Annotated in this window: 23 protein-coding genes; 11 read left to right on the top strand and 12 right to left on the bottom strand. The window is 64.7% G+C overall.

All coding sequences use genetic code 11. The features are described from left to right. Nucleotides 1–16: 16 nt before the first annotated feature. On the bottom strand, nt 17–244 hold the full coding sequence (locus tag KVG96_RS17920; RefSeq protein ID WP_217893282.1) for a cysteine-rich CWC family protein: 228 nt from the start codon (nt 242–244) through the stop codon (nt 17–19). Then, nucleotides 237–1,724, bottom strand: coding sequence for a sensor domain-containing diguanylate cyclase (locus KVG96_RS17915; RefSeq protein ID WP_217893281.1), 1,488 nt, complete (start codon nt 1,722–1,724; stop codon nt 237–239). The genes KVG96_RS17920 and KVG96_RS17915 overlap by 8 nt, the downstream gene beginning before the upstream one ends. Nucleotides 1,725–1,965: 241 nt before the next feature. Between KVG96_RS17915 and KVG96_RS17910 the strand changes: the two genes are divergently transcribed. Together KVG96_RS17910 and KVG96_RS17905 are read left to right on the top strand one after the other, a co-directional pair. Further along, complete coding sequence (locus KVG96_RS17910) at nt 1,966–2,199, top strand: hypothetical protein (protein WP_085633022.1); 234 nt, start codon at nt 1,966–1,968, stop codon at nt 2,197–2,199. A gap of 178 nt (nt 2,200–2,377) precedes the next feature. Then, entirely contained in the window at nt 2,378–2,788 is a 411-nt protein-coding gene (locus tag KVG96_RS17905; RefSeq protein ID WP_217893280.1) for a hypothetical protein, read from the top strand. A 65-nt stretch (nt 2,789–2,853) separates the two neighbouring features. Here the strand turns inward: KVG96_RS17905 and dspII are convergent, their stop codons facing one another. After that, entirely contained in the window at nt 2,854–3,966 is a 1,113-nt protein-coding gene (dspII, locus tag KVG96_RS17900) for an enoyl-CoA hydratase/isomerase DspII (RefSeq protein ID WP_217893279.1), read from the bottom strand. A gap of 132 nt (nt 3,967–4,098) precedes the next feature. Between dspII and ung the strand changes: the two genes are divergently transcribed. Beyond that, nucleotides 4,099–4,791, top strand: a complete 693-nt coding sequence (gene ung, locus KVG96_RS17895; protein WP_217893278.1) for a uracil-DNA glycosylase — start codon at nt 4,099–4,101, stop codon at nt 4,789–4,791. 15 nt (nt 4,792–4,806) lie between these two features. Here the strand turns inward: ung and KVG96_RS17890 are convergent, their stop codons facing one another. From KVG96_RS17890 to KVG96_RS17870, 5 genes are read right to left on the bottom strand one after another with little or no spacing between them, the layout of a single operon-like run. Then, complete coding sequence (locus tag KVG96_RS17890) at nt 4,807–5,841, bottom strand: AbrB family transcriptional regulator (RefSeq protein ID WP_217893277.1); 1,035 nt, start codon at nt 5,839–5,841, stop codon at nt 4,807–4,809. Beyond that, nucleotides 5,834–7,348, bottom strand: a complete 1,515-nt coding sequence (locus tag KVG96_RS17885; protein ID WP_217893276.1) for a tripartite tricarboxylate transporter permease — start codon at nt 7,346–7,348, stop codon at nt 5,834–5,836. The genes KVG96_RS17890 and KVG96_RS17885 overlap by 8 nt, the downstream gene beginning before the upstream one ends. A gap of 1 nt (nt 7,349) precedes the next feature. Then, a complete protein-coding gene (locus KVG96_RS17880; RefSeq protein WP_217893275.1) occupies nt 7,350–7,808 on the bottom strand; it encodes a tripartite tricarboxylate transporter TctB family protein in 459 nt (152 codons plus the stop codon). Nucleotides 7,809–7,867: 59 nt separating this feature from the next. Further along, the gene (locus tag KVG96_RS17875; protein WP_217893274.1) at nt 7,868–8,845 is read right to left on the bottom strand and encodes a Bug family tripartite tricarboxylate transporter substrate binding protein; all 978 of its coding nucleotides are present in this window, start codon (nt 8,843–8,845) and stop codon (nt 7,868–7,870) included. A gap of 39 nt (nt 8,846–8,884) precedes the next feature. After that, entirely contained in the window at nt 8,885–10,177 is a 1,293-nt protein-coding gene (locus KVG96_RS17870; protein ID WP_217893273.1) for an OprD family porin, read from the bottom strand. Between the two features lie 237 nt (nt 10,178–10,414). Here KVG96_RS17870 and KVG96_RS17865 point away from each other — a divergent pair, with 237 nt between their 5' ends. Next, nucleotides 10,415–11,086, top strand: coding sequence for a response regulator (locus tag KVG96_RS17865; RefSeq protein WP_217893272.1), 672 nt, complete (start codon nt 10,415–10,417; stop codon nt 11,084–11,086). After that, complete coding sequence (locus KVG96_RS17860) at nt 11,079–12,464, top strand: sensor histidine kinase (RefSeq protein ID WP_217893271.1); 1,386 nt, start codon at nt 11,079–11,081, stop codon at nt 12,462–12,464. Before KVG96_RS17865 ends, KVG96_RS17860 begins: the two co-directional genes overlap by 8 nt. 68 nt (nt 12,465–12,532) lie before the next feature. On the opposite strand, the gene KVG96_RS17855 is transcribed toward KVG96_RS17860, so the two are convergent. Together KVG96_RS17855 and ygfZ are read right to left on the bottom strand one after the other, a co-directional pair. After that, nucleotides 12,533–13,354 carry an HDOD domain-containing protein gene (locus KVG96_RS17855; RefSeq protein WP_085585139.1) on the bottom strand — a complete coding sequence of 274 codons (822 nt, stop codon included), beginning with the start codon at nt 13,352–13,354 and terminating at the stop codon, nt 12,533–12,535. Between the two features lie 34 nt (nt 13,355–13,388). After that, a complete protein-coding gene (gene ygfZ / locus KVG96_RS17850) occupies nt 13,389–14,330 on the bottom strand; it encodes a CAF17-like 4Fe-4S cluster assembly/insertion protein YgfZ (protein WP_217893270.1) in 942 nt (313 codons plus the stop codon). 149 nt (nt 14,331–14,479) lie between these two features. Here ygfZ and KVG96_RS17845 point away from each other — a divergent pair, with 149 nt between their 5' ends. Further along, nucleotides 14,480–14,734: an FAD assembly factor SdhE gene (locus KVG96_RS17845; protein ID WP_085585135.1), complete on the top strand. Its 255-nt coding sequence runs from the start codon at nt 14,480–14,482 to the stop codon at nt 14,732–14,734. Further along, nucleotides 14,718–15,170 (top strand): protein YgfX, encoded by a 453-nt coding sequence (locus tag KVG96_RS17840; RefSeq protein WP_217893269.1) that lies wholly within the window; start codon nt 14,718–14,720, stop codon nt 15,168–15,170. The genes KVG96_RS17845 and KVG96_RS17840 overlap by 17 nt, the downstream gene beginning before the upstream one ends. Here KVG96_RS17840 and nadB read toward each other — a convergent pair. After that, nucleotides 15,139–16,755 carry an L-aspartate oxidase gene (gene nadB, locus KVG96_RS17835; RefSeq protein WP_217893268.1) on the bottom strand — a complete coding sequence of 539 codons (1,617 nt, stop codon included), beginning with the start codon at nt 16,753–16,755 and terminating at the stop codon, nt 15,139–15,141. The two genes, KVG96_RS17840 and nadB, sit on opposite strands and share 32 nt — an antisense overlap. 559 nt (nt 16,756–17,314) lie before the next feature. Between nadB and rpoE the strand changes: the two genes are divergently transcribed. The 4 genes from rpoE to KVG96_RS17815 all read left to right on the top strand — a co-directional run bounded on the left by rpoE (nt 17,315) and on the right by KVG96_RS17815 (nt 21,129). After that, nucleotides 17,315–17,896 carry an RNA polymerase sigma factor RpoE/AlgU gene (gene rpoE / locus KVG96_RS17830; protein WP_085585129.1) on the top strand — a complete coding sequence of 194 codons (582 nt, stop codon included), beginning with the start codon at nt 17,315–17,317 and terminating at the stop codon, nt 17,894–17,896. Nucleotides 17,897–17,927: 31 nt separating this feature from the next. Further along, nucleotides 17,928–18,515 (top strand): sigma-E factor negative regulatory protein, encoded by a 588-nt coding sequence (locus KVG96_RS17825; RefSeq protein WP_217893267.1) that lies wholly within the window; start codon nt 17,928–17,930, stop codon nt 18,513–18,515. A gap of 8 nt (nt 18,516–18,523) precedes the next feature. Beyond that, nucleotides 18,524–19,486, top strand: a complete 963-nt coding sequence (locus KVG96_RS17820; protein WP_217893266.1) for a MucB/RseB C-terminal domain-containing protein — start codon at nt 18,524–18,526, stop codon at nt 19,484–19,486. A 212-nt stretch (nt 19,487–19,698) separates the two neighbouring features. Beyond that, complete coding sequence (locus KVG96_RS17815; protein WP_217893265.1) at nt 19,699–21,129, top strand: DegQ family serine endoprotease; 1,431 nt, start codon at nt 19,699–19,701, stop codon at nt 21,127–21,129. Nucleotides 21,130–21,208: 79 nt separating this feature from the next. Here KVG96_RS17815 and KVG96_RS17810 read toward each other — a convergent pair whose 3' ends face one another. Further along, nucleotides 21,209–22,642: a M48 family metalloprotease gene (locus KVG96_RS17810; RefSeq protein WP_217893264.1), complete on the bottom strand. Its 1,434-nt coding sequence runs from the start codon at nt 22,640–22,642 to the stop codon at nt 21,209–21,211. Nucleotides 22,643–22,730: the final 88 nt, after the last annotated feature.

Here is a 22,730-nt window from a genome sequence, read left to right as displayed (position 1 = left end):
CAAAGGGGCGCGCATCTTACGGGATCGGCGGCCCGGACGCTTGCAGTTGCGCTTCGACCTGCGCGCAGCGCGGGCACAGGCAGGCGCGGTCGCGCAGTTCGGGCGGCAGGGCCTGGAGCACCGCCGCATCGATGGTCACGCCGTAGCACCAGCAGGCGCGGTCGGCGGTGCGCGGGTCGGCCAGGGTGCAGTCGTTGCGGGCACCGCAGGCCGGGCAGAGGTCGGGGCGAGGGAAGTCAGGCATAGGTCGAGTGCGGCATTTCCATGCAGGTGCGGTTGCGGCCGGTTTGCTTGGCCCGGTACATCGCATGATCGGCCCGGGACAGCAGGCTGTGCAAGGTATCGTCCCGTTGCAGGGTGGTGGCACCGATGCTGACGGTCAGATTCAGGGCGTGGCCGTTGTAGGCATATTCGTGCTGTTCGACGTGTCGGCGGATCTTCTCGGCAATTTTCTGACCGGTGGCGCCGTCGGTGTCCTTCAGCAAGACGATGAATTCCTCACCGCCCCAGCGGCAGACGATGTCGGAATGGCGCAGGCAGCTTTGCAGGTCGCGGGCGAAGCCGATCAGCACCTGGTCGCCGGCCATGTGGCCGTAGGTGTCGTTCAGCGCCTTGAAGTGATCCAGGTCCAGCAGCAGCGCGGTCAGCGGTTTCGGTTCCCGCTGCGCCTCATGCAGGGCCTGCACGGCGAGCAGGTCGAAGCCGCGTCGGTTCGGCAGTTCGGTGAGGCTGTCGAGGGTGGCCTGGGCGTGGATCTTTTCCTGGAAGCGGCGGATCACCCGGTTGAGCAAGGCCAGCACGATCAGCGTCACCAGCAGGCAGATCAGCAGGTTGAGGTACAGCGACTGGCGGATTTCGCTCAGGGCGCCGTCTTCGCGCTTGTCGACGAACAAGTACCAGTTGAGCTCCGGGATGAACCGCACGTTGAGGAAATGTCCCTGACCGTGGGCGGAATATTCGTAGCTGCCGCTGTGGGGCTTGGGCAACTGGCTGACCAGGTTCCTCATGCTGTCCAGGTCGTTCAGGCTCTTGCCGGCTCGGGCGCCTTCCGGGCCGCCTTCGGCACCGGTGAGCACCAGCCGGCCGAAGGTGTCGACGAAATACACGCTGCGCTGGTAGCGCTGCTGGTACTTGTCGATCAGCTTGATCACCGCGTCCACCGTCAGCCCCACGCCGGCCGCGCCGATGAAGCGGCCGTGGTAGTCGTAGACCTTGTAGTTGATGAAGAAGGTCATGTTGTCCTTGTTCGCCAGGTCCGGGTCGACGTTGATCTCGTACGGATCCTTCATGTCGCGGACACGGAAGTACCAGGCATCGCGCGGCTCGTCGATCCTCACCTGCTTGAGCACGCCTTTGGCGTGGTAGTAGGTGTGGGTGCTGTTGGAGACGAAGAACGCGGTGTAGGCGCCGTAATGGGTCATGACCTCGTCGAGGTAACGGGTCATCTGGTCGGTGTCCTTTTCACCGTTCACCACCCAGTCGCGCATGAAGGTATCGCGGGACATCATCGACGAAATCAGGATCGGTCTGACGAGGTCTTTCTGGATTTCCGAGTAAACGGTGTCGGACGTCAACGGCAGTTCGGTGTTGACGATGTTGTCGCGGATCGAGGTGCGCGAGGCGTAATAGCTGAGCAGCGAGGTGGCCAGGAAACCGGCGCCGAGCAGGATGACCACGGTCATCACCAGCGAGCGTTGGGAGTACAGCGCGGATCTGAGCGGCATGGGCGATTCCCTTGGCGGTGACCTGATGGCAGGCATTCTAGTGGCACGGCGGGGGAAATGGTTGCCCCTGTGCGGAGCGAATCCGATTCGCAGGAACCTTCGTCCGTTTTGGCCTCCCGCCAGGCGTCTGCGCCACTGATCCGAACCCCGAGCGGCATCGGCACTTGAGGGGCGCCAATGAGTCAAAAGAGTGTCGGCCGGATTCCTTCGTCGTCGGTCGCAGGTCTTTCAGGAGGCCATCATGTTTCGTCGAATCCTGCTGGGTCTGGTGCTCGGTCTTGGTTTGTCGGGATGCTATTACTACGCCGGCACCTACGATGCCTATTCCGCCCCTTACTACTATCCCGGCTACTACTCGCCTTACTCCTACGGCGGCTATTACGGCCCGCGCTACTACGGCGGCGCCCGCTACTACTATTACGGCGGTCACGGCCCCGGTTATTACCGTGGCGGATACCACCGCTGGCACCATTAATCACCCTGTGAATCGGGCCTAGGCAGATGAACAACCTTTCATCGGCTACGTGTTTCAAGTTGTTACCGAAGCGCACCAGATTCCGAAAACGCTGTCAGATCATTCGTCAGTCACCGAATAAACGACTGACGCCTGCCAGCGTCGCTGGCGTGGCTCACCCGCGGTCCAGGAGGCCGCCATGTATCGCCGAATTCTTCTGCTTGCCGTGATGCTGTTTTCCATTGGCGGATGCGTCCCTTACTCCTACGGAGATGGCTACTACAGTTCGGAGGTCTACACGTCCCAGTCGCCGTCGTACTACACCAGTGGTGGCACTTACTACAGCGGGGGCAGCACCTATTACTCTGCTCCGCGCTACTACCAGCCGGCTCCCCGCTATTACTCGGCGCCGCGCTATTACCAACCGGCCCCGCGCTACTATTCGGCGCCGCGCTACTACCAGGCAGCCCCGCGCTACTACGAGAGCCGGCGCTGGCACGACAATGACCGCGGACGCTGGGACGGCCACCGCGGTGGCTGGGGTGACCACCGGGGACGGGGCGACCATGACCGTCACGGCGACCGGGGTGACCACAACGGTCGCTGGTAATTCACCGCAGCAAAAAGCGGCGCATCGAGCGCCGCTTTTTTTGTGTCCGCGATTGACCGCAGGCCTCAGTAAGCCGACAGATCCGCCAACGGATGCCGCCCCTCCCAGACCTTATGAAAATGCGCCTCCACCACCGCCTCCGGCACGCGGCTGACATCCGGCCAGTGCCAGTGCGGCTTCTGATCCTTGTCGATCAGCCGCGCCCGTACCCCTTCGCTGAATTCCGGGTGGCGGCAGCAATTGAGGCTCAAGGTGTATTCCATCTGAAAGACCTCCGCCAGCGACAAGTGGCGGGCGCGGATGATCTGTTCCCAGACCAGGTGCGCCGTCAGCGGCGCGCCTTCGCTCAGGGTCTTCGCCGCGCGGGCGATCAGCAGGTCGGCGCTGTCGCGTTGCAGGGTGATGGCTTTCCAGGCGCAGGCCACGTCGCTGACGTCCAGCCATTCGTCGATCTGCCGGCGCCGCGGCAGCCACTGCGCGTCGGGCATCTGCGCCGCCGCTTCCTGCTGCAGGGCCTTGAGCAGGCTGTTGAGCTGCATGGCGGTCTGTTCCTGCCAGTTGAGCTGCAGCAGGCGCTCGATCAGTTCCGGCTGCTGTTCGTCGAGCAGGAACCGGTCGGCCAGGTCCAGATCCAGCGCATCGCGCCCGTTCATCTGCGCGCCGGTGAGGCCGAGGAACAGGCCGAGCTTGCCCGGCAGCCGCGACAGGAACCAACTGGCGCCGACGTCCGGGTACAGGCCGATGCTGATCTCCGGCATGGCCAGGCGGCTGCTCGGCGTGACGATGCGGGTGCTGGCGCCTTGCAGCAGGCCCATGCCGCCGCCGAGCACGTAGCCGTGGCCCCAGCAGATCAGCGGCTTGGGGTAGGTGTGCAGGCTGTGGTCGAGCCGGTATTCGGCGTTGAAGAACTGCGCGGCCAAGGGCGGCACTTCACCGGGGTGGGCGCGGCAGGCCTCCACCAGGCTGCGCACTTCGCCGCCGGCGCAGAACGCCTTGGCGCCGTTGCCGCGCAACAGTACGCAGACGATTTGCGGATCCTTGGCCCAGGCGCTCAGTTTGTCGCTCAGGGCATGGATCATCGGCAGGGACAGCGCGTTGAGCGACTTTTCGGCATCCAGGGTGGCGATGCCCAGGCGGGCGCCGTCGGTGCCGGTGCGTTCTTCGAAGTGCAGGTTCATCGTGACCTCGATCGGGAATTTGAGCGTTCAGTATGATCGCTGTACGGGAAAGTGCCGGTTCCGTGTCAGATCAATTGACAAGCGTTGTCGGCTTTCCTAGGGTTCGCCCCATTGTTTTTGCCGGGTATGACCATGACTGCTGACGACCGTATCAAACTCGAACCGAGCTGGAAGGAGGCACTGCGTGCCGAGTTCGACCAGCCCTACATGGCGGAGTTGCGCACTTTCCTGCAGCAGGAGCGGGCGGCCGGCAAGGAGATCTATCCGCCGGGGCCGCTGATCTTCAACGCGCTGAACTCGACGCCGCTGGACAAGGTGAAAGTGGTCATCCTCGGCCAGGACCCGTACCACGGCCCGGGCCAGGCCCATGGCCTGTGCTTCTCGGTGCAGCCGGGCGTGCCGGCGCCGCCGTCGCTGGTCAACATCTACAAAGAGCTCAAGCGCGACCTGAACATCGACATCCCCAACCACGGCTACCTGCAGAGCTGGGCCGATCAGGGCGTGCTGATGCTCAACACCACCATGACCGTCGAGCGCGCCAACGCCAATGCGCACAAGGACAAGGGCTGGCAGTTCTTCACCGACCGGATCATCGAAGTGGTCAGCCAGCGGCAGCCGCACCTGGTGTTCATGCTGTGGGGCTCCCACGCCCAGAGCAAACAGAAGCTGATCGACGCGACCAAGCATCTGGTGCTGACCTCGGTGCATCCGTCGCCGCTGTCGGCCTACCGGGGCTTTCTGGGTTGCGGGCACTTCAGCCGCACCAACAAGTTCCTTGAGCAGAACGGCGAGACACCGATCCGGTGGCAATTGCCGCCGATCTGAAGCCTGGACTCATTGTCATTCGGGGCTGCGGTTCCAGTACCGGAACAACGGCTCCGCCAGAAACAGCACGAACAGCAAGCGCATCACCTGCATCGCCGTGACCAGCGGCACCGACAGCTGCAGGGTTTCCGCCGTCAGGCTCATCTCGGCGATGCCGCCGGGCATCATCCCCAGGGTCAGCGAGCGCAGGTCCAGGTGGGTCAGCGCACTCAACCCCAGCGCCGCCAGCGTGGCGATCAGCATGGTCAGCGCCGTGCCGATCAGGGTGCGGCCCATGAACGACGGCGCGCGGCGGAAGAACTGCCGGTTGAAGTGACAGCCCAGGCCGCTGCCGATCAGCCATTGGCCGATCTGGCTGCCGCCGTTGGGCAGGCCGATGTGCAGGTCCCAGCCGATGCTGACCGCCGCGCTCACCAGCAACGGCCCGAACAGCCACGGGTTGGGCTGGCGCAGGCGCTGCCAGAGCCAGGCGAGCAGGGCGCCCGCCGGAAACAGCAACGCCAGCCAGCGCCAATCGACGCTGCCGGCGTGGGAAATCGGCATGCCGTCGCCGAGCAGGTACTTGAACGCTGCCGGCACGCACAAAACCACCACCAGCACCCGCAGGCTCTGCCCCGCCGCCACATGGCTGAGCATCGCGCCGTTGCGGGCGCCGAGGTTGACCATCTCGCCCGAGCCGCCGGGCATGCTGGAGAAGAAGGCGGTGGCGCGGTCCTCGCCGGTGCGCCGCATCAGCCACACGCCGACCACCGCCGACAGGCTGGTGACCAGCGCGCCGAAGAAGATCAGGCCGAAGTGGCTCAGGACCTGTTCCATCACCAGCGGAGTGAAGTGCAGGCCGATGCCGATGCCGACGATCCATTGGCCGCATTTGCGGCCGCCGGGGATTTCAGTCAGTTGCCAGGGCGTCAGGCAGCGCACGAGGATGATCGCCAGCAGCGAGCCGACCATCCACGGCAGCGGCCAGCCGATCTGGCTGGCGGCATAGCCGCCGAGCAGACCGACCAGCGGTGTTCCCCACCAGCCTTTGAGCGATGTCCGGTCAGACATCGGCGATGGTGCGCTGCGCGGCCGAGCGCTTGCGCCAGATGCGCAGCAGCGGCACGGCCAGCATGACGGCGGTCAGCACCCAGACGGCGAAAGTGATCGGGCTCGACCAGAGGATGTCCAGCGCGCCGTTGGAGATCGACAGGGCGCGGCGCAGGTTCTGTTCCATCAGGCCGCCGAGGATGAAGCCCAGCAACAGCGGCGACAGCGGGAAATCCAGCTTGCGCAGGATGTAGCCGAAGATGCCGATGCCGATCATCAGGAACAGGTCGAAGGTGGTGGCGTGCACGGCGTAGACGCCGATCCCCGTGATGATGGCGATCACCGGCACCAGCGCCCAGTTCGGCACGGCGAGGATGCGGGTGAAGACGCGGATCATCGGGATGTTGAGGATCACCAGCATCACGTTGGCGATGAACAACGACGCGATCAGGCCCCAGACGATGTCCGGCTGCTCCTGGAACAGCAGCGGGCCCGGCGTGATGTTGTACAGCGACAGGGCGCCGATCATCACCGCCGTGGTGCCCGAGCCCGGAACGCCGAGGGTCAGCATCGGCACCAGCGCACCGCAGGCGGCGCCGCCGATGGCGGTTTCCGGTGCGGCGAGCCCGCGCTTGTCGCCTTGGCCGAACGTGCCGCCGGTGCCGGCGATGCGTTTCTCCGTCATGTAGGCCACGGCACTGGCCAGGGTCGCCCCGGCCCCCGGCAGTACGCCCATGATGAAGCCCAGCACGCCGCAGCGGATGTTCACCACGAACACCGAAGCCGCTTCCTTGAAGTTGAACAGCATGCGGCCGGTGGCTTTCACCGCTTCCTGGCCGTGATGGGTCTTCTCCAGCAACAGCAGGATTTCGCTGATGGAGAACAGGCCCAGCACCAGCACCACGAACTGGATGCCGTCGGTCAGGTGGATGTTGTCGCCGGTGAAGCGGTACACACCGCTGTTGGCGTCGATGCCGACCGTGGACAGGAACAGGCCGATCAGCGCCGCGATGAAGGTCTTCAACGGCCGGTCGCCGGCCATGCCGCCCAGGCAGACGATCGCGAACACCATCAGCACGAAGTATTCGGCCGGCCCGAACGCGATCGCCCACTTCGCCAGCAACGGGGCGAACAGCACCATGCCGCAGGTGGCGATGAACGCGCCGATGAACGAACTCCACGCCGACAGCGACAGCGCCACCCCGGCCAGGCCCTGGCGGGCCATCGGGTAGCCGTCCAGGGTGGTCATCACGGTGGAGGCCTCGCCGGGGATGTTCAGCAGGATCGAGCTGATCCGCCCGCCGTATTCGCAGCCCAGGTACACCGCCGCCAGCAGGATCAGCGCTGACTCCGGCGGGAGGCCGAGGGCGAAGGCGATCGGGATGAGCAGCGCCACGCCGTTGATCGGGCCCAGGCCCGGCAGCAGGCCGACCACGGTGCCGATAAGCGTGCCGCACAGGGCGGTCGCCAGGTTGTAGGGGCTCAGCGCGACGCCGAAGCCCTGACCCAAGTAGCCGAGGGTATCCATATCAGTTCTCCAGTACGTCGAGCAGGCCCAGGGGCAGGGGAACGTCCATCAAACGGTCGAACAGCAGGTAAAGGCCGACGGCCATCAAGCTGATGATCACAGTGCTCGGCAGCCAGCGGCCGCCGTAGAGACGGGCCATCGGCACACCGGTGACGATGCTGGCGAGGATGAAGCCCAACGGTTCGAACGCGCCGGCGAACACCAGCAGCAACACGGTGCAGAGGCCGATCTTGGTCAGCGTTTCGCGGTCCAGCGGCGGCTCGTCCTCGCTGTGCTTGATCGGCGCGGGACGGAACAGCATGTACAGCAGGGCCGACCCCATCAGGCCGAGCATCAGCAACGGAAACGCCCGCGGGCCCACGGGTTCGTAGGAAAACGCCGCCTGGTACGGCCAGGCCATCAGCGCCAGGCCGGCACAGGCCAGCAACAGCACCGACGCAAAGATGCGTTGAATGAGCATGAGGGAACTCCTATGCCATGACCCCGCCGGGCGGGGCCATGGACGCTAGACAGAGACGATCACTGGATCAGGCCGAACTCTTTGGCCAGCACCTTGTAGTCCGCGACTTGCTTCTTCACGTAGGTGTCCAGTTCCGGGCCGGTCATGGCGAACGGGAACAGCTCGCGCTGATCGCGCAGCTTGGCGAACTCGTCCGAGGCCAGCAGCTTGTCGAAGGAGGCTTTCCACCAGGCGTAGTCTTCGTCGCTGACCTTCGGCCCCAGGTAGAAGCCGCGCACCACCGGCCAGACGATGTCGTAGCCTTGCTCGCGGGCGGTCGGGATGTCTTTCATTTCCGGCTCGTCGAGGCGGTTCTCGGCGAACACCGCCAGCAGGCGCATGTCGCCGCTGAGGATGTGCGGCATGGAGTCGGAGATGTCGGTGCTGCCGACCTGGATGTGGCCGCCGAGCAGGGCGGTGGCGATCTCGCCGCCGCCTTCGAGGGCGACATAGCGCAGGTCGCGCGGGTTGATCCCGGCGGCCTTGGCGATCAGGGCGGTCTGCATCCAGTCCTGGCTGCCGACGGTGCCGCCGGAGCCGATCACCACGGCGCTCGGGTCTTTCTTCAGCGCCTTGACCAGGTCGTCGAGGGTCTTGTAGGGCGAATCGCTTTTCACCGCGATGGCGCCGTAGCTGGTGCCGACCGCCGCCAGCCAGCGCACGTTGGTCTCATCGAAACGGCCGAACTTGCCCTGGGCCAGGTTCAGCAGCGAACCGCTCGACCAGGCCACCAGCGTGCCGGCATCGGCCGGACGCTGGGCGACCACCGCGTTGTACGCCACCGCGCCGACGCCGCCGGGCATGTAGGTCACGCGCATCGGTTTGGTCAGCAGCTTTTCGTTCACCAGCGCGCTCTGCGCCAGTTTGCAGGTCAGGTCGAAACCGCCGCCGGGGGAGGCCGGCGCGATGCATTCCGGGCGTTTGGGTTCGGCCATCAACTGGCCGGCGAACACCATGAGGCCGGCGGCCAGAGCGATTTTACGCAGTGATAAGTTCATCTATGTCTCCTTGGGAGTTGTTGTTATGGACGTACTGAATTACCAAAGGGCAACGCTGTAGCTCACCAGCAGACGCACTTCATCGGCGTCGCGGGCGGAGTAGTCGGAACGGTAGGTGGCATTGCGCAGGCGCACGGCGACGTCCTTGAGGGCGCCGCTTTGTACTACATATTTGATCTCGGTGTTGCGCTCCCACTCCTTGCCTTCGTCGCCGTTCTTGAGCTGGATGTTGTCGCCGCTCAGGTAACGGGTCATGAAGCTCAGGCCGGGGATGCCGAGCCTGGCGAAGTCGAAGTCGTAGCGGGCTTGCCAGGAGCGTTCTTCGGCGCCGGCGAAGTCGTTGATCTGCACGAAGTTGACCAGGTACGGGTCGCTGCCGTCGACGTAAGGGAACGCGCTGTCGCCGGACATGTGCTGGTAGCCGGCGGTGAACTTGTGGCCGCTCAGGGCGTAGCTGACCAGGCCGTTGAGCGAGCGGTTGTCGATCTTGCCGCCGCGGGCCGCGCCCTGGTCGTCGCTGAGGGCGAACCGCAGGTCGGTGGCGAAGGTGCCGGGGCCCATCGGCTGCGAGGCGACCAGGCCGAGGAAGTGCTGGTTGTAGACCTCGGCGAGCTGGGCGAAGTGGTAGCTGCCGGTGATCTTGTCGGTGAACTTGTAGTCCAGGCCGCCGAAGTCGAAGTGCTTGCCGGCGACGGTGCCGGCGAAACGGCCGTTCTTGTTGTTGAGGGCGATGTCCTCGAAATCGGTGCTGTCGCGGTCCTTGGCCTTCTCCAGGCGCCCGCCGGTGAAGGTCAGGTTCTTGATCTCCTTGGAGGTCAGCAGGCCGCCTTCGAAGGTCTGCGGCAGGATGCGCCCGTCGTTGGGCTTGAGGACCGGCAGTTCCGGGATCAGGCTGCCGATCTTAAGTTCGGTGGCGGAGATCTTGACCTTGCCGGTCAGGCCGAGCTTGGCGTACTCGTCCGCCGCGCGTCCGTCATCGTGGGTCGGCAGCAGGCCGGTGCCGGTGCGGTCCGGGCTCGAGTCGAGCTTGACCCCCAGCATGCCCAGCGCATCGACACCGAACCCCACGGTGCCGTCGGTGTAGCCCGACTGCAGATTGAGCATGAAGCCCTGGGCCCATTCGTCCCGCTTGGATTGCTGGGCGCTGGTGCCGTCGCGGAAGTCGCGGTTGAAATACATGTTGCGGGTTTCGAAGGTGGCGCTGCTGTCTTTGATGAAGTCGGCATGGCTCAGCGGGGAAAAACCGGCAAGGGCGGCGGCGCCGGCGAGGGCGGTGCGGCTGAAGCGGGAAGGGCGGACAGGCGCGAAGGCCCGGCTCTGCAAGGACTGCATGGGTGCTGTACTCCGTTTATTGTTCTTATTGGTCGAAAACGCTTCGTGGCGTTTTTCGCAGCGCTGTGTGCGGCAGCGACGGAAGTCGAAACATTCCGTTGCCCGACTCTAACGGCCCAACCTTTCGCTAACCTTTCAGTTGACTTTCACGGTTTTCGGGCTTCACAGCGGCGGTGGCGGCGGTAAACTCCGCGCCAAAGAGTGGCGTCGGCCACCCCCTGAATGAGGTGAGGTTCCATGCGTGTTCTGCTCGTCGAAGACCATTTGCCGCTCGCCGAAAGCGTGGCGCAGGCGCTCAAGGGCACCGGTCTGACCGTGGATGTGCTGCACGACGGCGTGGCCGCCGACCTGGCGCTGGGCAGCGAGGAATACGCCATGGCGATCCTCGACGTGGGCTTGCCGCGCATGGACGGTTTCGAGGTGCTGGCGCGCCTGCGCGCACGCGGCAAGAACCTGCCGGTGCTGATGCTGACGGCCCGCAGCGACGTCAAGGATCGGGTGCACGGCCTCAATCTCGGCGCCGACGATTACCTGGCCAAGCCGTTCGAACTCACCGAGCTGGAGGCGCGGGTCAAGGCCCTGCTGCGCCGCAGCGTGCTCGGCGGCGAACGCCAACAGCGCTGCGGCGTGCTGGCCTACGATCTCGACACCCGGCGTTTCACCCTCGGCGAAGAGCTGCTCACGCTGACCTCCCGCGAACAAGCCGTGCTCGAAGCGCTGATTGCGCGGCCGGGGCGGGTGATGAGCAAGGAGCAACTGGCGGCGCAGGTGTTCGGCCTGGACGAGGAGGCGAGCCCTGACGCCATCGAAATCTACGTGCACCGCCTGCGCAAGAAGCTCGACGGGCAAGCGGTGGCGATCGTGACCTTCCGTGGGCTGGGTTACCTCTTGGAAAGCCGTGATGCATAAGCCCGGCAGTCTGCGCTGGCGGTTGCTGTGGAACCTGGCGCTGCTGCTGGTGGTACTGATGCTCGCCAGCGGTCTGAGCGCCTACTGGAACGGGCGTGAAGCGGCCGACACCGCCTACGACCGCACGCTGCTGGCGTCGGCCCGCACCATCGCCGCCGGCCTTTCGCAGCGTGACGGCAGCCTCAGCGCCGACGTGCCTTACGTGGCCCTCGACACCTTCGCCTACGACAGCGCCGGGCGCATCTACTACCAGGTCAACGACATCCACCAAAAGCTGATCTCCGGCTACGAGAACCTCCCCGGTCCGCCGCCCGGCACGCCGCGCACCGACAGCTACCCGGCCCTGGCGCGGTTCTACGACGCCACCTACCGCGGGCAGAACGTGCGGGTGGTGAGCCTGCTCAAGGCGGTCAGCGAACCGAACATGAACGGCATGGCGGAAATCCGCGTCGCCGAGACCGACGAAGCGCGGGTCAGCATGGCCCAGAGCCTGGCGGCCGACACGCTGCTGCGCCTGGGCATGCTGGCCGGCGGCGCGTTGCTGCTGGTGTGGTTCGCGGTGAGCGCCGCGTTGCGGCCGCTGGAGCGCTTGCGTACGGCGGTGGAGGAACGTCAGCCCGACGACCTGCGGCCCCTGCCGTTGGTGCAGGTGCAGCGTGAGCTGTGGCCGCTGGTGCGGGCGCTCAACCATTTCACCGAGCGCTTGCGCGGGCAGTTCGAGCGACAGGCGCAGTTCATCGCCGACGCGGCGCACGAATTGCGCACGCCGCTGGCGGCGCTCAAGGCGCGGCTCGAGCTGGGCCTGCGCTCGAACGAGCCGCAGGTCTGGCACGACACCTTGCAGTCCTCGGCGCAAAGCACCGACCGGTTGACCCACCTGGCCAACCAACTGCTGTCGCTGGCACGGGTGGAAAACGGCGCCCGGGCCATCGCCGAGGGCGGCGCCGAGCTGCTCGACCTGAGCCAGTTGGCCCGGGAGCTGGGCATGGCCATGGCGCCGCTGGCCCACGCCAGAGGCGTCGCGCTGGCGCTGGAGGCGGATCAGCCGGTGTGGCTGCGTGGCGAGCCGACGCTGCTCAACGAACTGCTGAGCAACCTGGTGGACAACGCGCTGGCGCACACGCCGCCGGGCGGCAACGTGATCCTGCGGGTCACGGCGCCGGCGGTGCTGGAGGTCGAGGACGACGGTCCGGGGATTCCGCTGCACGAGCGCGACCGGGTGTTCGAGCGTTTCTACCGGCGCAACCAGCAGGTGGCAGGATCGGGCTTGGGGCTGGCGATCGTCGGCGAGATCTGCCGGGCGCACCTGGCGCAGATCTCGCTGCATGATGGCGAGCACGGGGGGTTGAAGGTCAGGGTCAGCTTCATCGCCGGATAAGGCTGTTGTGGCATGGCATCGGAGCTGCTTCGCAACCCGGCGGGAGCAAGCTCCCGCGCCACAGGGCGTCAGTAGAACATCGAGCGTGATTCTTCCAGATCCGCGCACATCTCTTTGTTCTCCGTGTCGATCCCCAGTTTGCGGAACGCCGGAACGCTGAACGGGTCGATGCGCGCGAACGGGTGCTCGGTGTCCTTGTGGCAGTACAGGCTGGCCACCTGCACCAGATCGACGTAGTCGATCTCGGCCGACTCCCGCTTGAAGTCTTGGTACAGCCCCGGCAGTTCCACCAAGCGTTCCGGAAACTCCCAGACACGCAACAGCTTGTCGCCGAGCAGCGGGTGAATGTGGTCGATCACGTGGTTGAGGCTGACCGGATCCGACAGCAGCTCGTAGTGGTCTTCGGCGTAGGTCAGGATCGGCAGGACGCCGATCTGGTGCACCAACCCGCCGAGGGCGGCCTGATCGGGCTTGAGCTGGGTGTGGCGGCGGCACAGCGCGTAGCTGACCCCGGCGATCTCCAGGCTCTTGCGCCAGACTTCGCGCATCTTCTGCTCCACCACGTCGGAGCGGGCGTGGAAAATCTGCTCCATCACCAGACCGATGGCCAGGTTGCTGCTGTAGTTGACGCCCAGCCGGGTGATGGCCGTGTGCAGGTCGGTGACTTCCTGCGTCGCGCGCAGCAGCGGGCTGTTGACCACCTTGATCAGGCGCGCCGACAGTGCCGTGTCCCGGCCGATCACCTTGCTCAGGTCGCTGACGCTGATCTCCGGGTCTTCGGCGGCCTTGCGGATCTGCAGGGCCACTTCCGGCAAGGTCGGCAGAACCAGATCATCGTTGTCGATGGCCTCAACCAAATCCTGTTGGACCTTATCCGCCAGCTCGCTCATGTCGTTTCTCTAGGTCTTGCACCAAAGGCCGCGCTCAGCGCTGGATCTCGCGGTCGCGATCCAGTTCGTAAGGCAGGTCGAGCAATTGCAGCGCCGGGCCCTCGAGCGTGCCCAGATGCACATCGCCCTCGTCGGCGGCTTCGGCTTGCAGCACCGCGAGCAGTTCGATGTTGTGTTCGGCGCGGGCGGCCAGCACCACTTCGCCGATGGCGCTGCCGTGGCTCGGCGCAAACAGCGGGGTGCCGGGTTGCGGCAGTTCGCCGGCCTCCAGGCTGACGCGGTACAGACGACGCTTGAGCTTGCCCAGGTACTGCATGCGGGCGACGATTTCCTGGCCGGTGTAGCAGCCTTTCTTGAAGCTCACGCCGCCGACGGCCTGCAGGTTGAGCATCTGCGGAATGAACAGCTCGCGGGTGCTCGGCATGACCTGGCCGATGCCGGCGCGGATCTGGCCCAGCAGCCAGCCGTTCAGGTCGCCTTCGGGCAATGCGGCGGACAGACGGGCCTTGATGGCGTCCGTCTGATCGGCGGGCCCCCAGAGCTCGGCGCGATCCGGCGAGACGCGAACCGCGATCAGGCCTTCGTGGCGCGCCACGCTGTCGGTCTCGGCCGGCAGGGCCAGGCCAAGCCCGGTCAGGGCCGCGTCCCCGTCAACCAGGCCAAAGCGCACCCAGGCTGCGCTTTCGTCGGTCAGTTTGGACTTGGAGAACACCGCGTACTTTTTCAGGTCCGCCAGTTGCGGCTCCAGCAGTTCGCCGGCCATCGCCATCAGCACGCCGTCGCCTTCGAGCAGGATGCGGAAGCTGGACTGCATCCGGCCCTTTTGCGTGCAGCGGGCGCCGAGGCTGGACTGGCTGTCGCTCAGGTAGTTGATGTTGCAGGTCAGCTGGCCTTGCAGGAACTTGCCGGCATCCGCGCCGCGGACCGCGAGAACGCCTTCATGTGACAGGGTGCAGAAAAAAGCAGAATCGGCCATGGGTCATCGCAGGGTAAAGAGACTGGGGCACATCATAAGGGGGGCACGTTGAAATGGATAGTTCATAAAGGATCGGTGGTGGCCGACCAAAGCTGACTGTTCGGCACGCGCCCGGCCTGTATACTTGCGGCCTATTTGAGGAGCGCTCCATGGTCGAACAAGTTGAACTGAACCGCCTCTTTTGGCACAGCCGCCGTGGCATGCTCGAGCTGGACGTGCTGCTGGTGCCGTTCGTGAAAGAGGTCTACGCGAACCTGAACGACGTGGATCGCGCACTGTATGTCCGTCTGCTCGAATGCGAGGACCAGGACATGTTCGGCTGGTTCATGGAACGCAGCGAGTCCGACGATCCGGAGCTGCAGCGCATGGTTCGCATGATCCTGGACCGTGTCCAGCCCAAGTGATGCGTTCGAATGCCGCTGGCAGGCCTCAGGGCAACTGCTGGCGGCGTACCTGCTGACCCAGGCGTTCGCCCTGGGGGCTGTTTTTTGTCTGTCCGTGCCGCTCTGGGCCAGCCTGTCCGGGGCTTTCGCTTGTCTGGCCCATGCCGCGTGGGTGTTGCCGCGTCAGATTCTTCTCAGCCATCCCAAGGCCTTCAGCGGTTTGCGTCGCGACGCGGACGGTTGGCAGCTGTGGAACCGCGCCGATGGCTGGCAGCCGGTGCAGTTGCGGCCGGACAGCCTGGCGCTGCCGCTGATCGTGGTGCTGCGTTTCCGCCTGCGGGGCGAACGGCGCACGCGGTCGGTCTGCGTGCCCCGCGACGCGCAGGCGGCTGACGTGCACCGTCGCCTGCGGGTCCGCCTCAAGTTCAGCCGGCGTAGGTGGGCGGCACCAGAATAGTGTCCAGCGCTTCGGGCAGCAGCTGCGGATAGTCGAGGGTGAAATGCAGCCCGCGGCTTTCCTTGCGCTCCATGGCCGAGCGGATCATCAGCTGCGCCACCTGCGCCAGGTTGCGCAGTTCGATCAGGTCGCGGCTGACCTTGTAGTTGCTGTAGAACTCGTCGATCTCGTCCAGCAGCAGGCGCACGCGGTGCTGGGCCCGCTGCAGGCGCTTGTTGGTGCGCACGATGCCGACGTAGTCCCACATGAATCGCCGCAGCTCGTCCCAGTTGTGCGCGATGATCACGTCTTCGTCCGAATCGGTCACCTGGCTGGCGTCCCAGGCGGGCAGGGCGCTGGGCACGCGGATGTCGTCCAGTTGGCCGAGGATGTCGGCCGCTGCCGAGCGGGCGTAGACGAAACACTCCAGCAGCGAGTTGCTGGCCATGCGGTTGGCGCCGTGCAGGCCGGTGAAACTGGTTTCGCCGATGGCATAGAGGCCCGGCACGTCGGTGCGGCCCTGTTGATCGACCATCACGCCGCCGCAGGTGTAGTGCGCCGCCGGGACGACCGGGATCGGCTGTCGGGTGATGTCGATGCCGAACCCGAGGCAGCGTTCGTAGACGGTCGGGAAGTGGCTTTTGATGAAGGCTTCGGGCTTGTGGCTGATGTCCAGGAAGACGCAGTCCACGCCCAGTCGCTTCATTTCATGGTCGATGGCCCGGGCCACGATGTCCCGGGGCGCCAGTTCGGCGCGCGGGTCGAAGCGCTGCATGAAGCGCTCGCCGTTCGGCAGCTTCAGGTGGGCGCCTTCGCCGCGCAGGGCTTCGGTGATCAGGAAACTCTTGGCCTGCGGGTGATACAGGCAGGTGGGGTGAAACTGGTTGAACTCCAGGTTCGCCACCCGGCAACCCGCCCGCCAGGCCATGGCGATGCCGTCGCCGCAGGCGCCGTCGGGGTTGCTGGTGTAGAGGTAGACCTTGGCTGCACCGCCGGAGGCCAGGATCACGAACCTGGCGCCGTAGGTGTCGACTTCGCCGCTGCGGCGGTTGAGCACATAGGCGCCGAGGCAGCGGTCGCCGTCCAGGCCCAGTCGGCGTTCGGTGATCAGGTCGACGGCGACCCGCTGCTCCAGCAGTTCGATGTTGGGGCGCTCCTTGGCCTGGGCCAGCAGCGTCGTGAAAATCGCCGCGCCGGTGGCGTCGGCGGCGTGGATGATGCGCCGGTGACTGTGGCCGCCCTCGCGGGTCAGGTGGAATTCGAAGCCGCCGTCTTCGCCGCTGGAGTGTTCGTCGCGGGTGAAGGGCACGCCTTGATCGATCAGCCACTGGATCGCTTCGCGGCTGTGTTCGACCGTAAAGCGCACTGCGTCTTCATGGCACAGGCCGCCGCCGGCGTTCAGGGTGTCGTCGACGTGGGACTCGACGGTGTCGGTGTCGTCCAGCACGGCCGCAACGCCGCCCTGGGCCCAATAGGTGGAGCCGTTGGCCAGATCGCCCTTGCTCAGCACGGCGATGCGCAAATTACCCGGCAGGGTCAGCGCAAGACTCAAACCGGCAGCGCCGCTGCCAATGACCAGAACATCGTGTTGAAACTGTTGGCTCATTTCAGGATTCCGCTCAAAGCGACCCGGGTCGGGGGTGGCGCAAGACAGCTGGATCGGCACGTCGGGACCGCCACACAGCCCACTAGTATATAGAGGGGGGGATCGGCACAATAGCCGGGCCGATATGGCATTGTGAAACTACCGTGACGGGAAAATCCGAACGTTTCGTCGGATGCCTTTTTGGCAGACATTGCAAAAAGACGGCTGTATCGGGGATGAAACACACTTTTTCCGCTCATGGTCGCCCAATGTCGGTATGGCGCGGCTATAAATATTTGGAACTTTTGCCAAGGGCCCAAGATCAATAGACAGGTGCCTGAGACAAGGGACAGTGTCGGCTTCGAAGCGGAACCTGAGGTCGGGTTCCTGCCGGCGGACCGATGACAAGATTATTCGCGCAGCCGGTTCATTCCGCGCTGCGTTTTTCGTGCGTGCCTAATCAGAGCCCCGCAGGAAACTTGCTTGGAGGGGGAGAACTTTTGCGAAAAGCCCGAGTCTATGTTTGCAAGTCCGGTCGTTTGGTTATGCAAGCCTCCTCCGAGCTCATCGAGGAGTGTTCATGCTAACCCAGGAAGAGGATCAGCAGCTGGTCGAGCGCGTTCAGCGTGGCGACAAGCGGGCGTTCGATCTGCTGGTGCTGAAGTATCAGCACAAAATTCTCGGGTTGATCGTGCGTTTCGTGCACGACACCCATGAGGCCCAGGACGTTGCGCAAGAAGCCTTCATCAAGGCGTTCCGAGCGCTTGGCAACTTTCGCGGAGACAGTGCGTTCTATACGTGGCTTTACCGCATCGCCATCAACACGGCGAAGAACTATCTGGTTTCACGCGGCCGCAGGCCGCCGGATAGCGATGTCAGTTCCGAAGACGCAGAGTTCTACGACGGCGACCATGGCCTCAAGGATCTCGAATCGCCAGAACGCGCATTGCTGCGGGATGAGATCGAAGGCACCGTCCATCGAACCATTCAGCAACTGCCGGAAGATTTGCGCACTGCGTTGACGCTGCGCGAGTTCGACGGTCTGAGTTATGAGGACATTGCGAGCGTCATGCAATGTCCGGTGGGTACCGTGCGCTCCCGGATCTTCCGCGCCCGGGAGGCCATCGACAAAGCCCTGCAGCCGTTGTTGCAGGAAAACTAAAGACAGCGGCGACAGCCAAGAGAGGAACGCCATGAGTCGGGAAGCCCTGCAGGAATCGCTGTCCGCAGTGATGGATAACGAAGCGGACGAATTGGAATTGCGTCGGGTGCTCAATGCACTGGACGATGTTGAAACCCGTGAAACCTGGGCTCGCTACCAGATCGCTCGGGCAGCCATGCACAAGGATCTGCTGCTTCCGCGTCTGGATCTCGCTGCGGCGGTCTCTGCTGCGCTGGAAGACGAGACGGCACCGGCCAAGGTCTCCCGCGGTCCGTGGCGCAATCTCGGCCGTCTGGCTGTCGCGGCGTCGGTGACCGTGGCCGTGCTGGCCGGCGTGCGCCTGTACAACCACGACGAAATCGCTGGCGTGGAACTGGCTCAGCAGTCCAGCCAACCGACGTTGGCCGTGCCTCAAGTCAAGGGCCCGGCGGTTTTGGCAGGCTACAATGAGAGCTCGGAAGCCACCGGCCCGATGGCCAACGGCGTTCTGCAAGGCCAGCCAGGCTGGCACGACCAGCGTCTGCCAGGCTATCTGCGCCAGCATGCCCAGCAGGCCGCACTCAAGGGAACTGAAAGCGCACTGCCTTACGCGCGTGCAGCCAGTCTGGAAAACCGTTAAGGAGGATCATGCGCGCCATACCGCTACTCTCGCTTCTGCTTGGCGGCTGGTTCATCGTTCCAGCCCATGCCGACGACGCCCAGGACTGGTTGACCCGTCTGGGACAGGCCGAACAGCAGCAGAGCTTTCACGGCACTTTCGTCTACGAGCGTAACGGTAGTTTCTCTACCCATACCATCTGGCATCGCGTCCAGAACGGCCAGGTTCGCGAGCGTCTGCTTCAGCTTGACGGATCGGCGCAGGAAGTGGTGCGGGTGGATGGACGGACCCAATGTGTCAGTGGCGCACTGATTGCGGGGCTGGGGGACTCTCCGAATTCCGCCGCCCGCCCCCTCGATCCTCAAAAACTCAAGAATTGGTACGAACTTGCCGTCATCGGCAAGTCGCGCGTGGCCGGGCGCGAAGCGGTGATCGTTTCGCTGACGCCTCGCGATCAGCACCGCTACGGTTTCGAACTGCATCTGGACAAGCAGACGGGCCTGCCCCTCAAGTCGCTCCTGCTCAACGACAAAGGCCAGTTGCTCGAGCGTTTCCAGTTCACCCGCCTCGATACCACTGAAATCCCTTCCGACAACGATCTGCAAGCAGGGCCCGACTGCCGTGCCGTTGCTCTGGACAGCGACAAGGCGTCCGCCGTCAAGGCCGCCCAGGTCTGGCACTCGGACTGGCTGCCGCCGGGCTTCGAGCTGACCAGCAGCACTTCCCGCAAGGATCCGGAGACCAAGACCCAGGTCAGCAGTCTGATGTACGACGATGGCTTGGCGCGCTTCTCGGTGTTCCTGGAGCCGCTCAACGGCGCCACGGTCACGGACACCCGGACGCAACTCGGCCCGACCGTTGCGGTGTCCCGTCGCCTGACCACGCCCGAGGGTGAAATGATGGTGACCGTGGTCGGTGAGATTCCGATCGGCACCGCCGAACGAATTGCCTTGTCGATGCGCAATGATGGCGCCGCAACCAGCAAGCAATAAGCCGATTCCGGCCAGGCTGTTTGCGCTGCCTCGTCGAGATGCAGAAATGTTTGCTGAGCATTTTCATTTGCAAAACACCCGATTTTTTTCTATAGGTCAGAGCCTCTCGGCTCTGGCCTTGTCTGTCGTTCCCGGAACAAAAATGCCGGCCCGCAGTTTCCGGTGTTCCTTGCTCCATATCGCTTAACCCTGCTCGTCGTAACGGGAGCTGTATGTCGATACCTAGCTTGAAGTCCTATCTCTCCATTCTCGCCACCGTGCTGGTGCTCAGTCAGGCCGTGCCCGCCGTCCAGGCGGCCGAGCTGCCTGATTTCACCCAGTTGGTCGAGCAGGCCTCGCCTGCGGTGGTGAACATCAGCACCACGCAGAAGCTGCCCGACCGCAAGGTGAACCAGCAGATGCCGGACCTGGAAGGCTTGCCGCCGATGCTGCGCGAGTTCTTCGAGCGGGGCATGCCGCCGCAGCAGCGTTCGCCCCGCGGCGACCGTCAGCGTGAAGCCCAGTCGCTGGGTTCGGGCTTCATCATCTCGTCCGACGGCTACATCCTGACCAACAACCATGTGATCGCCGACGCCGACGAAATCCTCGTCCGCCTCGCCGACCGCAGCGAAATGAAAGCCAAGCTGATCGGCACCGACCCGCGCTCCGACGTGGCTCTGCTGAAAATCGACGGCAAGGATCTGCCGGTGCTCAAGCTCGGCAAGTCCCAGGATCTGAAAGCCGGCCAGTGGGTGGTGGCGATCGGTTCGCCGTTCGGCTTCGACCACACCGTGACCCAAGGCATCGTCAGCGCCGTCGGCCGCAGCCTGCCGAACGAAAACTACGTGCCGTTCATCCAGACCGACGTGCCGATCAACCCGGGCAACTCCGGTGGCCCGCTGTTCAACCTGAACGGTGAAGTGGTCGGCATCAACTCGCAGATCTACACCCGCTCCGGCGGCTTCATGGGCGTGTCGTTCGCCATTCCGATCGACGTTGCGATGGATGTCTCCAATCAGCTCAAGAGCGGTGGCAAGGTGAGCCGTGGCTGGCTGGGCGTGGTCATCCAGGAAGTGAACAAGGATCTGGCCGAATCGTTCGGCCTGGAGAAGCCGGCCGGTGCGCTGGTGGCCCAGATCCAGGATGACGGCCCTGCCGCCAAGGGTGGCCTGCAAGTGGGCGACGTGATCCTGAGCATGAACGGCCAGCCGATCGTCATGTCCGCCGACCTGCCGCATCTGGTCGGCGCGCTGAAGGCGGGTGCCAAGGCCAATCTGGAAGTGATCCGCGACGGCAAGCGCAAGAACGTCGAGCTGACCGTCGGTGCGATTCCCGATGAGGACAAGGACACGGACGTGCTGCCGAAGTCCGGTGTCGAGAGCACCAGCAACCGTCTGGGCGTATCGGTCGGTGAGCTGAGCGCCGAGCAGAAGAAAACCTACGACCTCAAGGGCGGCGTGGTCATCAAGGAAGTCCAGGACGGCCCTGCGGCGCTGATCGGCCTGCAGCCGGGCGACATCATCACCCACCTGAACAACCAGGCCATCGGCTCCGCCAAGGAGTTCGCCGAGATCGCCAAGGCGTTGCCGAAGAACCGCTCGGTGTCGATGCGGGTGCTGCGTCAGGGACGCGCCAGCTTCATCACCTTCAAGCTGGCCGAGTGATCAGGTAGTCGATCCAATAGAAAACCGCCTCGAAAGAGGCGGTTTTTTTATGCCCGCAGTTTGTGGCCGGGGGGCAGCTTCAGCCCATCATGTCCTTGATCATGCGCTCCTGTTCCATCAGTTCGCGCTGACGGGCATCGATGCGCGACGACAGCGGGAAATTGTTGCCGGCCTTGCGCTTGGCGAAGTCCAGTTGCTGGATCGCCTGCCGGTAATCGCCCACGAGGGCGAAATACTCGGCGCGGGCCTGGTGCAGGCCGATGATGTTGCCCGATAGGCCGCGGGTCTCGGCCACCTGATACCACACGTCCGGATCGTCCGGGCGCGACTTGAGCAGGCTGTCCAGGGCCTTTTCCGCATCGGCGGCGCGGTTCTGCTTGAGCAGGAGGTCGACCCGCACCTGGTTCAGCGGGTAATTGCCGGGAAACTGCGTGAGCAGCCGGTCGACCCGTGCCTGGGCATCGGGCAGGCGGTTGTTGGTGATGTCGAGGTCGACCTGGGCCAGGTTGTAGATCAGTTCGTTCGGGGACTTGGCCAGCAACTGCTTGAGGTTCTCGCGGGCGTCATTCAACTGGCCGCCCTTGATCTGGGCAATGGCCAGGCCGTAGCGCGCCACATCGCTTTTCGGGTTTTCGTCCAACTGCGCTCGGAAGCGCTTGGCGCCCAGCCCCGGGGTCTCTTCGTAGATCAACTGCACCCGGGCTCGGATCAACTGATAGCGCAGGCTGTCCTCGATGCCGCCGGGCTTGGCCTGTTCGGCGCGGTTGCGGGTGTCGGCGATCCGCGATTCGGTGACCGGGTGGGTCAGCAGGAATTCCGGCGGCTTGGCGTCGAAGCGGTACTGACGCATCAGGCGCTCGAACATGGTCGGCATCGAGCGCGGGTCGTAGCCGGCCTTTTCCAGGTTGAGGATGCCGATGCGGTCGGCTTCCTGCTCGTTCTGGCGCGAGAAGGTGCGTTGCGACTGGATCGCCGCCGCCTGGGTGCCGGCGATGGTCGCAATGCCGGCATCCCCGCCGCCGGCGGCCGCGATCACGATGCCGGCCAGCAGGGCGGCCATCATCGGCACCTGCATCCGCTGGGAGGCTTCGACGCCCCGGGCGAAGTGGCGTTGGGACAAGTGCGCCAGTTCGTGGGCCAGCACCGAGGCGTACTCGCCTTCGGTCTGTGCGTTGAGGAACAGGCCGCCGTTGACCCCGACCACACCGCCGGGCGCGGCGAAGGCGTTGAGCTGCGGGCTGTTGATCAGGATGAACTCCAGGCGCCGGTCGCTGACCTGGCTGGTCTCCACCAGCTTGTAGACGCTGGACTCGACGTAGTCCTTGAGCTGCGGATCGTTCAGTTGGGAAACCTGGCTGCGCAGCAGGGCCAGCCAGGCGCGGCCCAGTTGGTATTCCTGTTGCGGCGAGACAATGGCAGAGCTGGCATCACCGAGTGACGGCAGATCGTCGGCGAAGCCCGGCGAGGCGAGCAGGCAAGCGAGCGTCAGCAGGGTAGGGCGCAGAAAAGTCATGCACAAAGCCTTAGTCGACAAAGACCTTACTGTAGCCGGACACCGGGCCTGCGACCAGATATTCTAGGCGGCCTGACCCACCTGATCC

The organism is Pseudomonas ekonensis (assembly GCF_019145435.1).
GTDB classification, from domain to species: domain Bacteria; phylum Pseudomonadota; class Gammaproteobacteria; order Pseudomonadales; family Pseudomonadaceae; genus Aquipseudomonas; species Aquipseudomonas ekonensis.
The sequence above is the reverse complement of the archived record's forward strand: the minus strand, read 5'-3'. Positions and strand labels throughout refer to the sequence as shown.

Excerpts from the sequence above, each read along its gene's own strand:
- KVG96_RS17820 (WP_217893266.1), top strand. The coding sequence starts at position 18,524 with ATGCGCGCCATACCGCTACTCTCGCTTCTGCTTGGCGGCTGGTTCATC.
- ygfZ (WP_217893270.1), bottom strand. The coding sequence starts at position 14,330 with ATGGCCGATTCTGCTTTTTTCTGCACCCTGTCACATGAAGGCGTTCTC.
- KVG96_RS17885 (WP_217893276.1), bottom strand. The coding sequence starts at position 7,348 with ATGGATACCCTCGGCTACTTGGGTCAGGGCTTCGGCGTCGCGCTGAGC.
- dspII (WP_217893279.1), bottom strand. The coding sequence starts at position 3,966 with ATGAACCTGCACTTCGAAGAACGCACCGGCACCGACGGCGCCCGCCTG.
- KVG96_RS17890 (WP_217893277.1), bottom strand. The coding sequence starts at position 5,841 with ATGTCTGACCGGACATCGCTCAAAGGCTGGTGGGGAACACCGCTGGTC.
- rpoE (WP_085585129.1), top strand. The coding sequence starts at position 17,315 with ATGCTAACCCAGGAAGAGGATCAGCAGCTGGTCGAGCGCGTTCAGCGT.
- KVG96_RS17920 (WP_217893282.1), bottom strand. The coding sequence starts at position 244 with ATGCCTGACTTCCCTCGCCCCGACCTCTGCCCGGCCTGCGGTGCCCGC.
- ung (WP_217893278.1), top strand. The coding sequence starts at position 4,099 with ATGACTGCTGACGACCGTATCAAACTCGAACCGAGCTGGAAGGAGGCA.
- KVG96_RS17915 (WP_217893281.1), bottom strand. The coding sequence starts at position 1,724 with ATGCCGCTCAGATCCGCGCTGTACTCCCAACGCTCGCTGGTGATGACC.
- KVG96_RS17910 (WP_085633022.1), top strand. The coding sequence starts at position 1,966 with ATGTTTCGTCGAATCCTGCTGGGTCTGGTGCTCGGTCTTGGTTTGTCG.
- KVG96_RS17815 (WP_217893265.1), top strand. The coding sequence starts at position 19,699 with ATGTCGATACCTAGCTTGAAGTCCTATCTCTCCATTCTCGCCACCGTG.
- KVG96_RS17865 (WP_217893272.1), top strand. The coding sequence starts at position 10,415 with ATGCGTGTTCTGCTCGTCGAAGACCATTTGCCGCTCGCCGAAAGCGTG.
- KVG96_RS17810 (WP_217893264.1), bottom strand. The coding sequence starts at position 22,642 with ATGACTTTTCTGCGCCCTACCCTGCTGACGCTCGCTTGCCTGCTCGCC.
- KVG96_RS17860 (WP_217893271.1), top strand. The coding sequence starts at position 11,079 with ATGCATAAGCCCGGCAGTCTGCGCTGGCGGTTGCTGTGGAACCTGGCG.
- KVG96_RS17880 (WP_217893275.1), bottom strand. The coding sequence starts at position 7,808 with ATGCTCATTCAACGCATCTTTGCGTCGGTGCTGTTGCTGGCCTGTGCC.
- KVG96_RS17855 (WP_085585139.1), bottom strand. The coding sequence starts at position 13,354 with ATGAGCGAGCTGGCGGATAAGGTCCAACAGGATTTGGTTGAGGCCATC.
- KVG96_RS17825 (WP_217893267.1), top strand. The coding sequence starts at position 17,928 with ATGAGTCGGGAAGCCCTGCAGGAATCGCTGTCCGCAGTGATGGATAAC.
- nadB (WP_217893268.1), bottom strand. The coding sequence starts at position 16,755 with ATGAGCCAACAGTTTCAACACGATGTTCTGGTCATTGGCAGCGGCGCT.
- KVG96_RS17870 (WP_217893273.1), bottom strand. The coding sequence starts at position 10,177 with ATGCAGTCCTTGCAGAGCCGGGCCTTCGCGCCTGTCCGCCCTTCCCGC.
- KVG96_RS17875 (WP_217893274.1), bottom strand. The coding sequence starts at position 8,845 with ATGAACTTATCACTGCGTAAAATCGCTCTGGCCGCCGGCCTCATGGTG.
- KVG96_RS17845 (WP_085585135.1), top strand. The coding sequence starts at position 14,480 with ATGGTCGAACAAGTTGAACTGAACCGCCTCTTTTGGCACAGCCGCCGT.
- KVG96_RS17905 (WP_217893280.1), top strand. The coding sequence starts at position 2,378 with ATGTATCGCCGAATTCTTCTGCTTGCCGTGATGCTGTTTTCCATTGGC.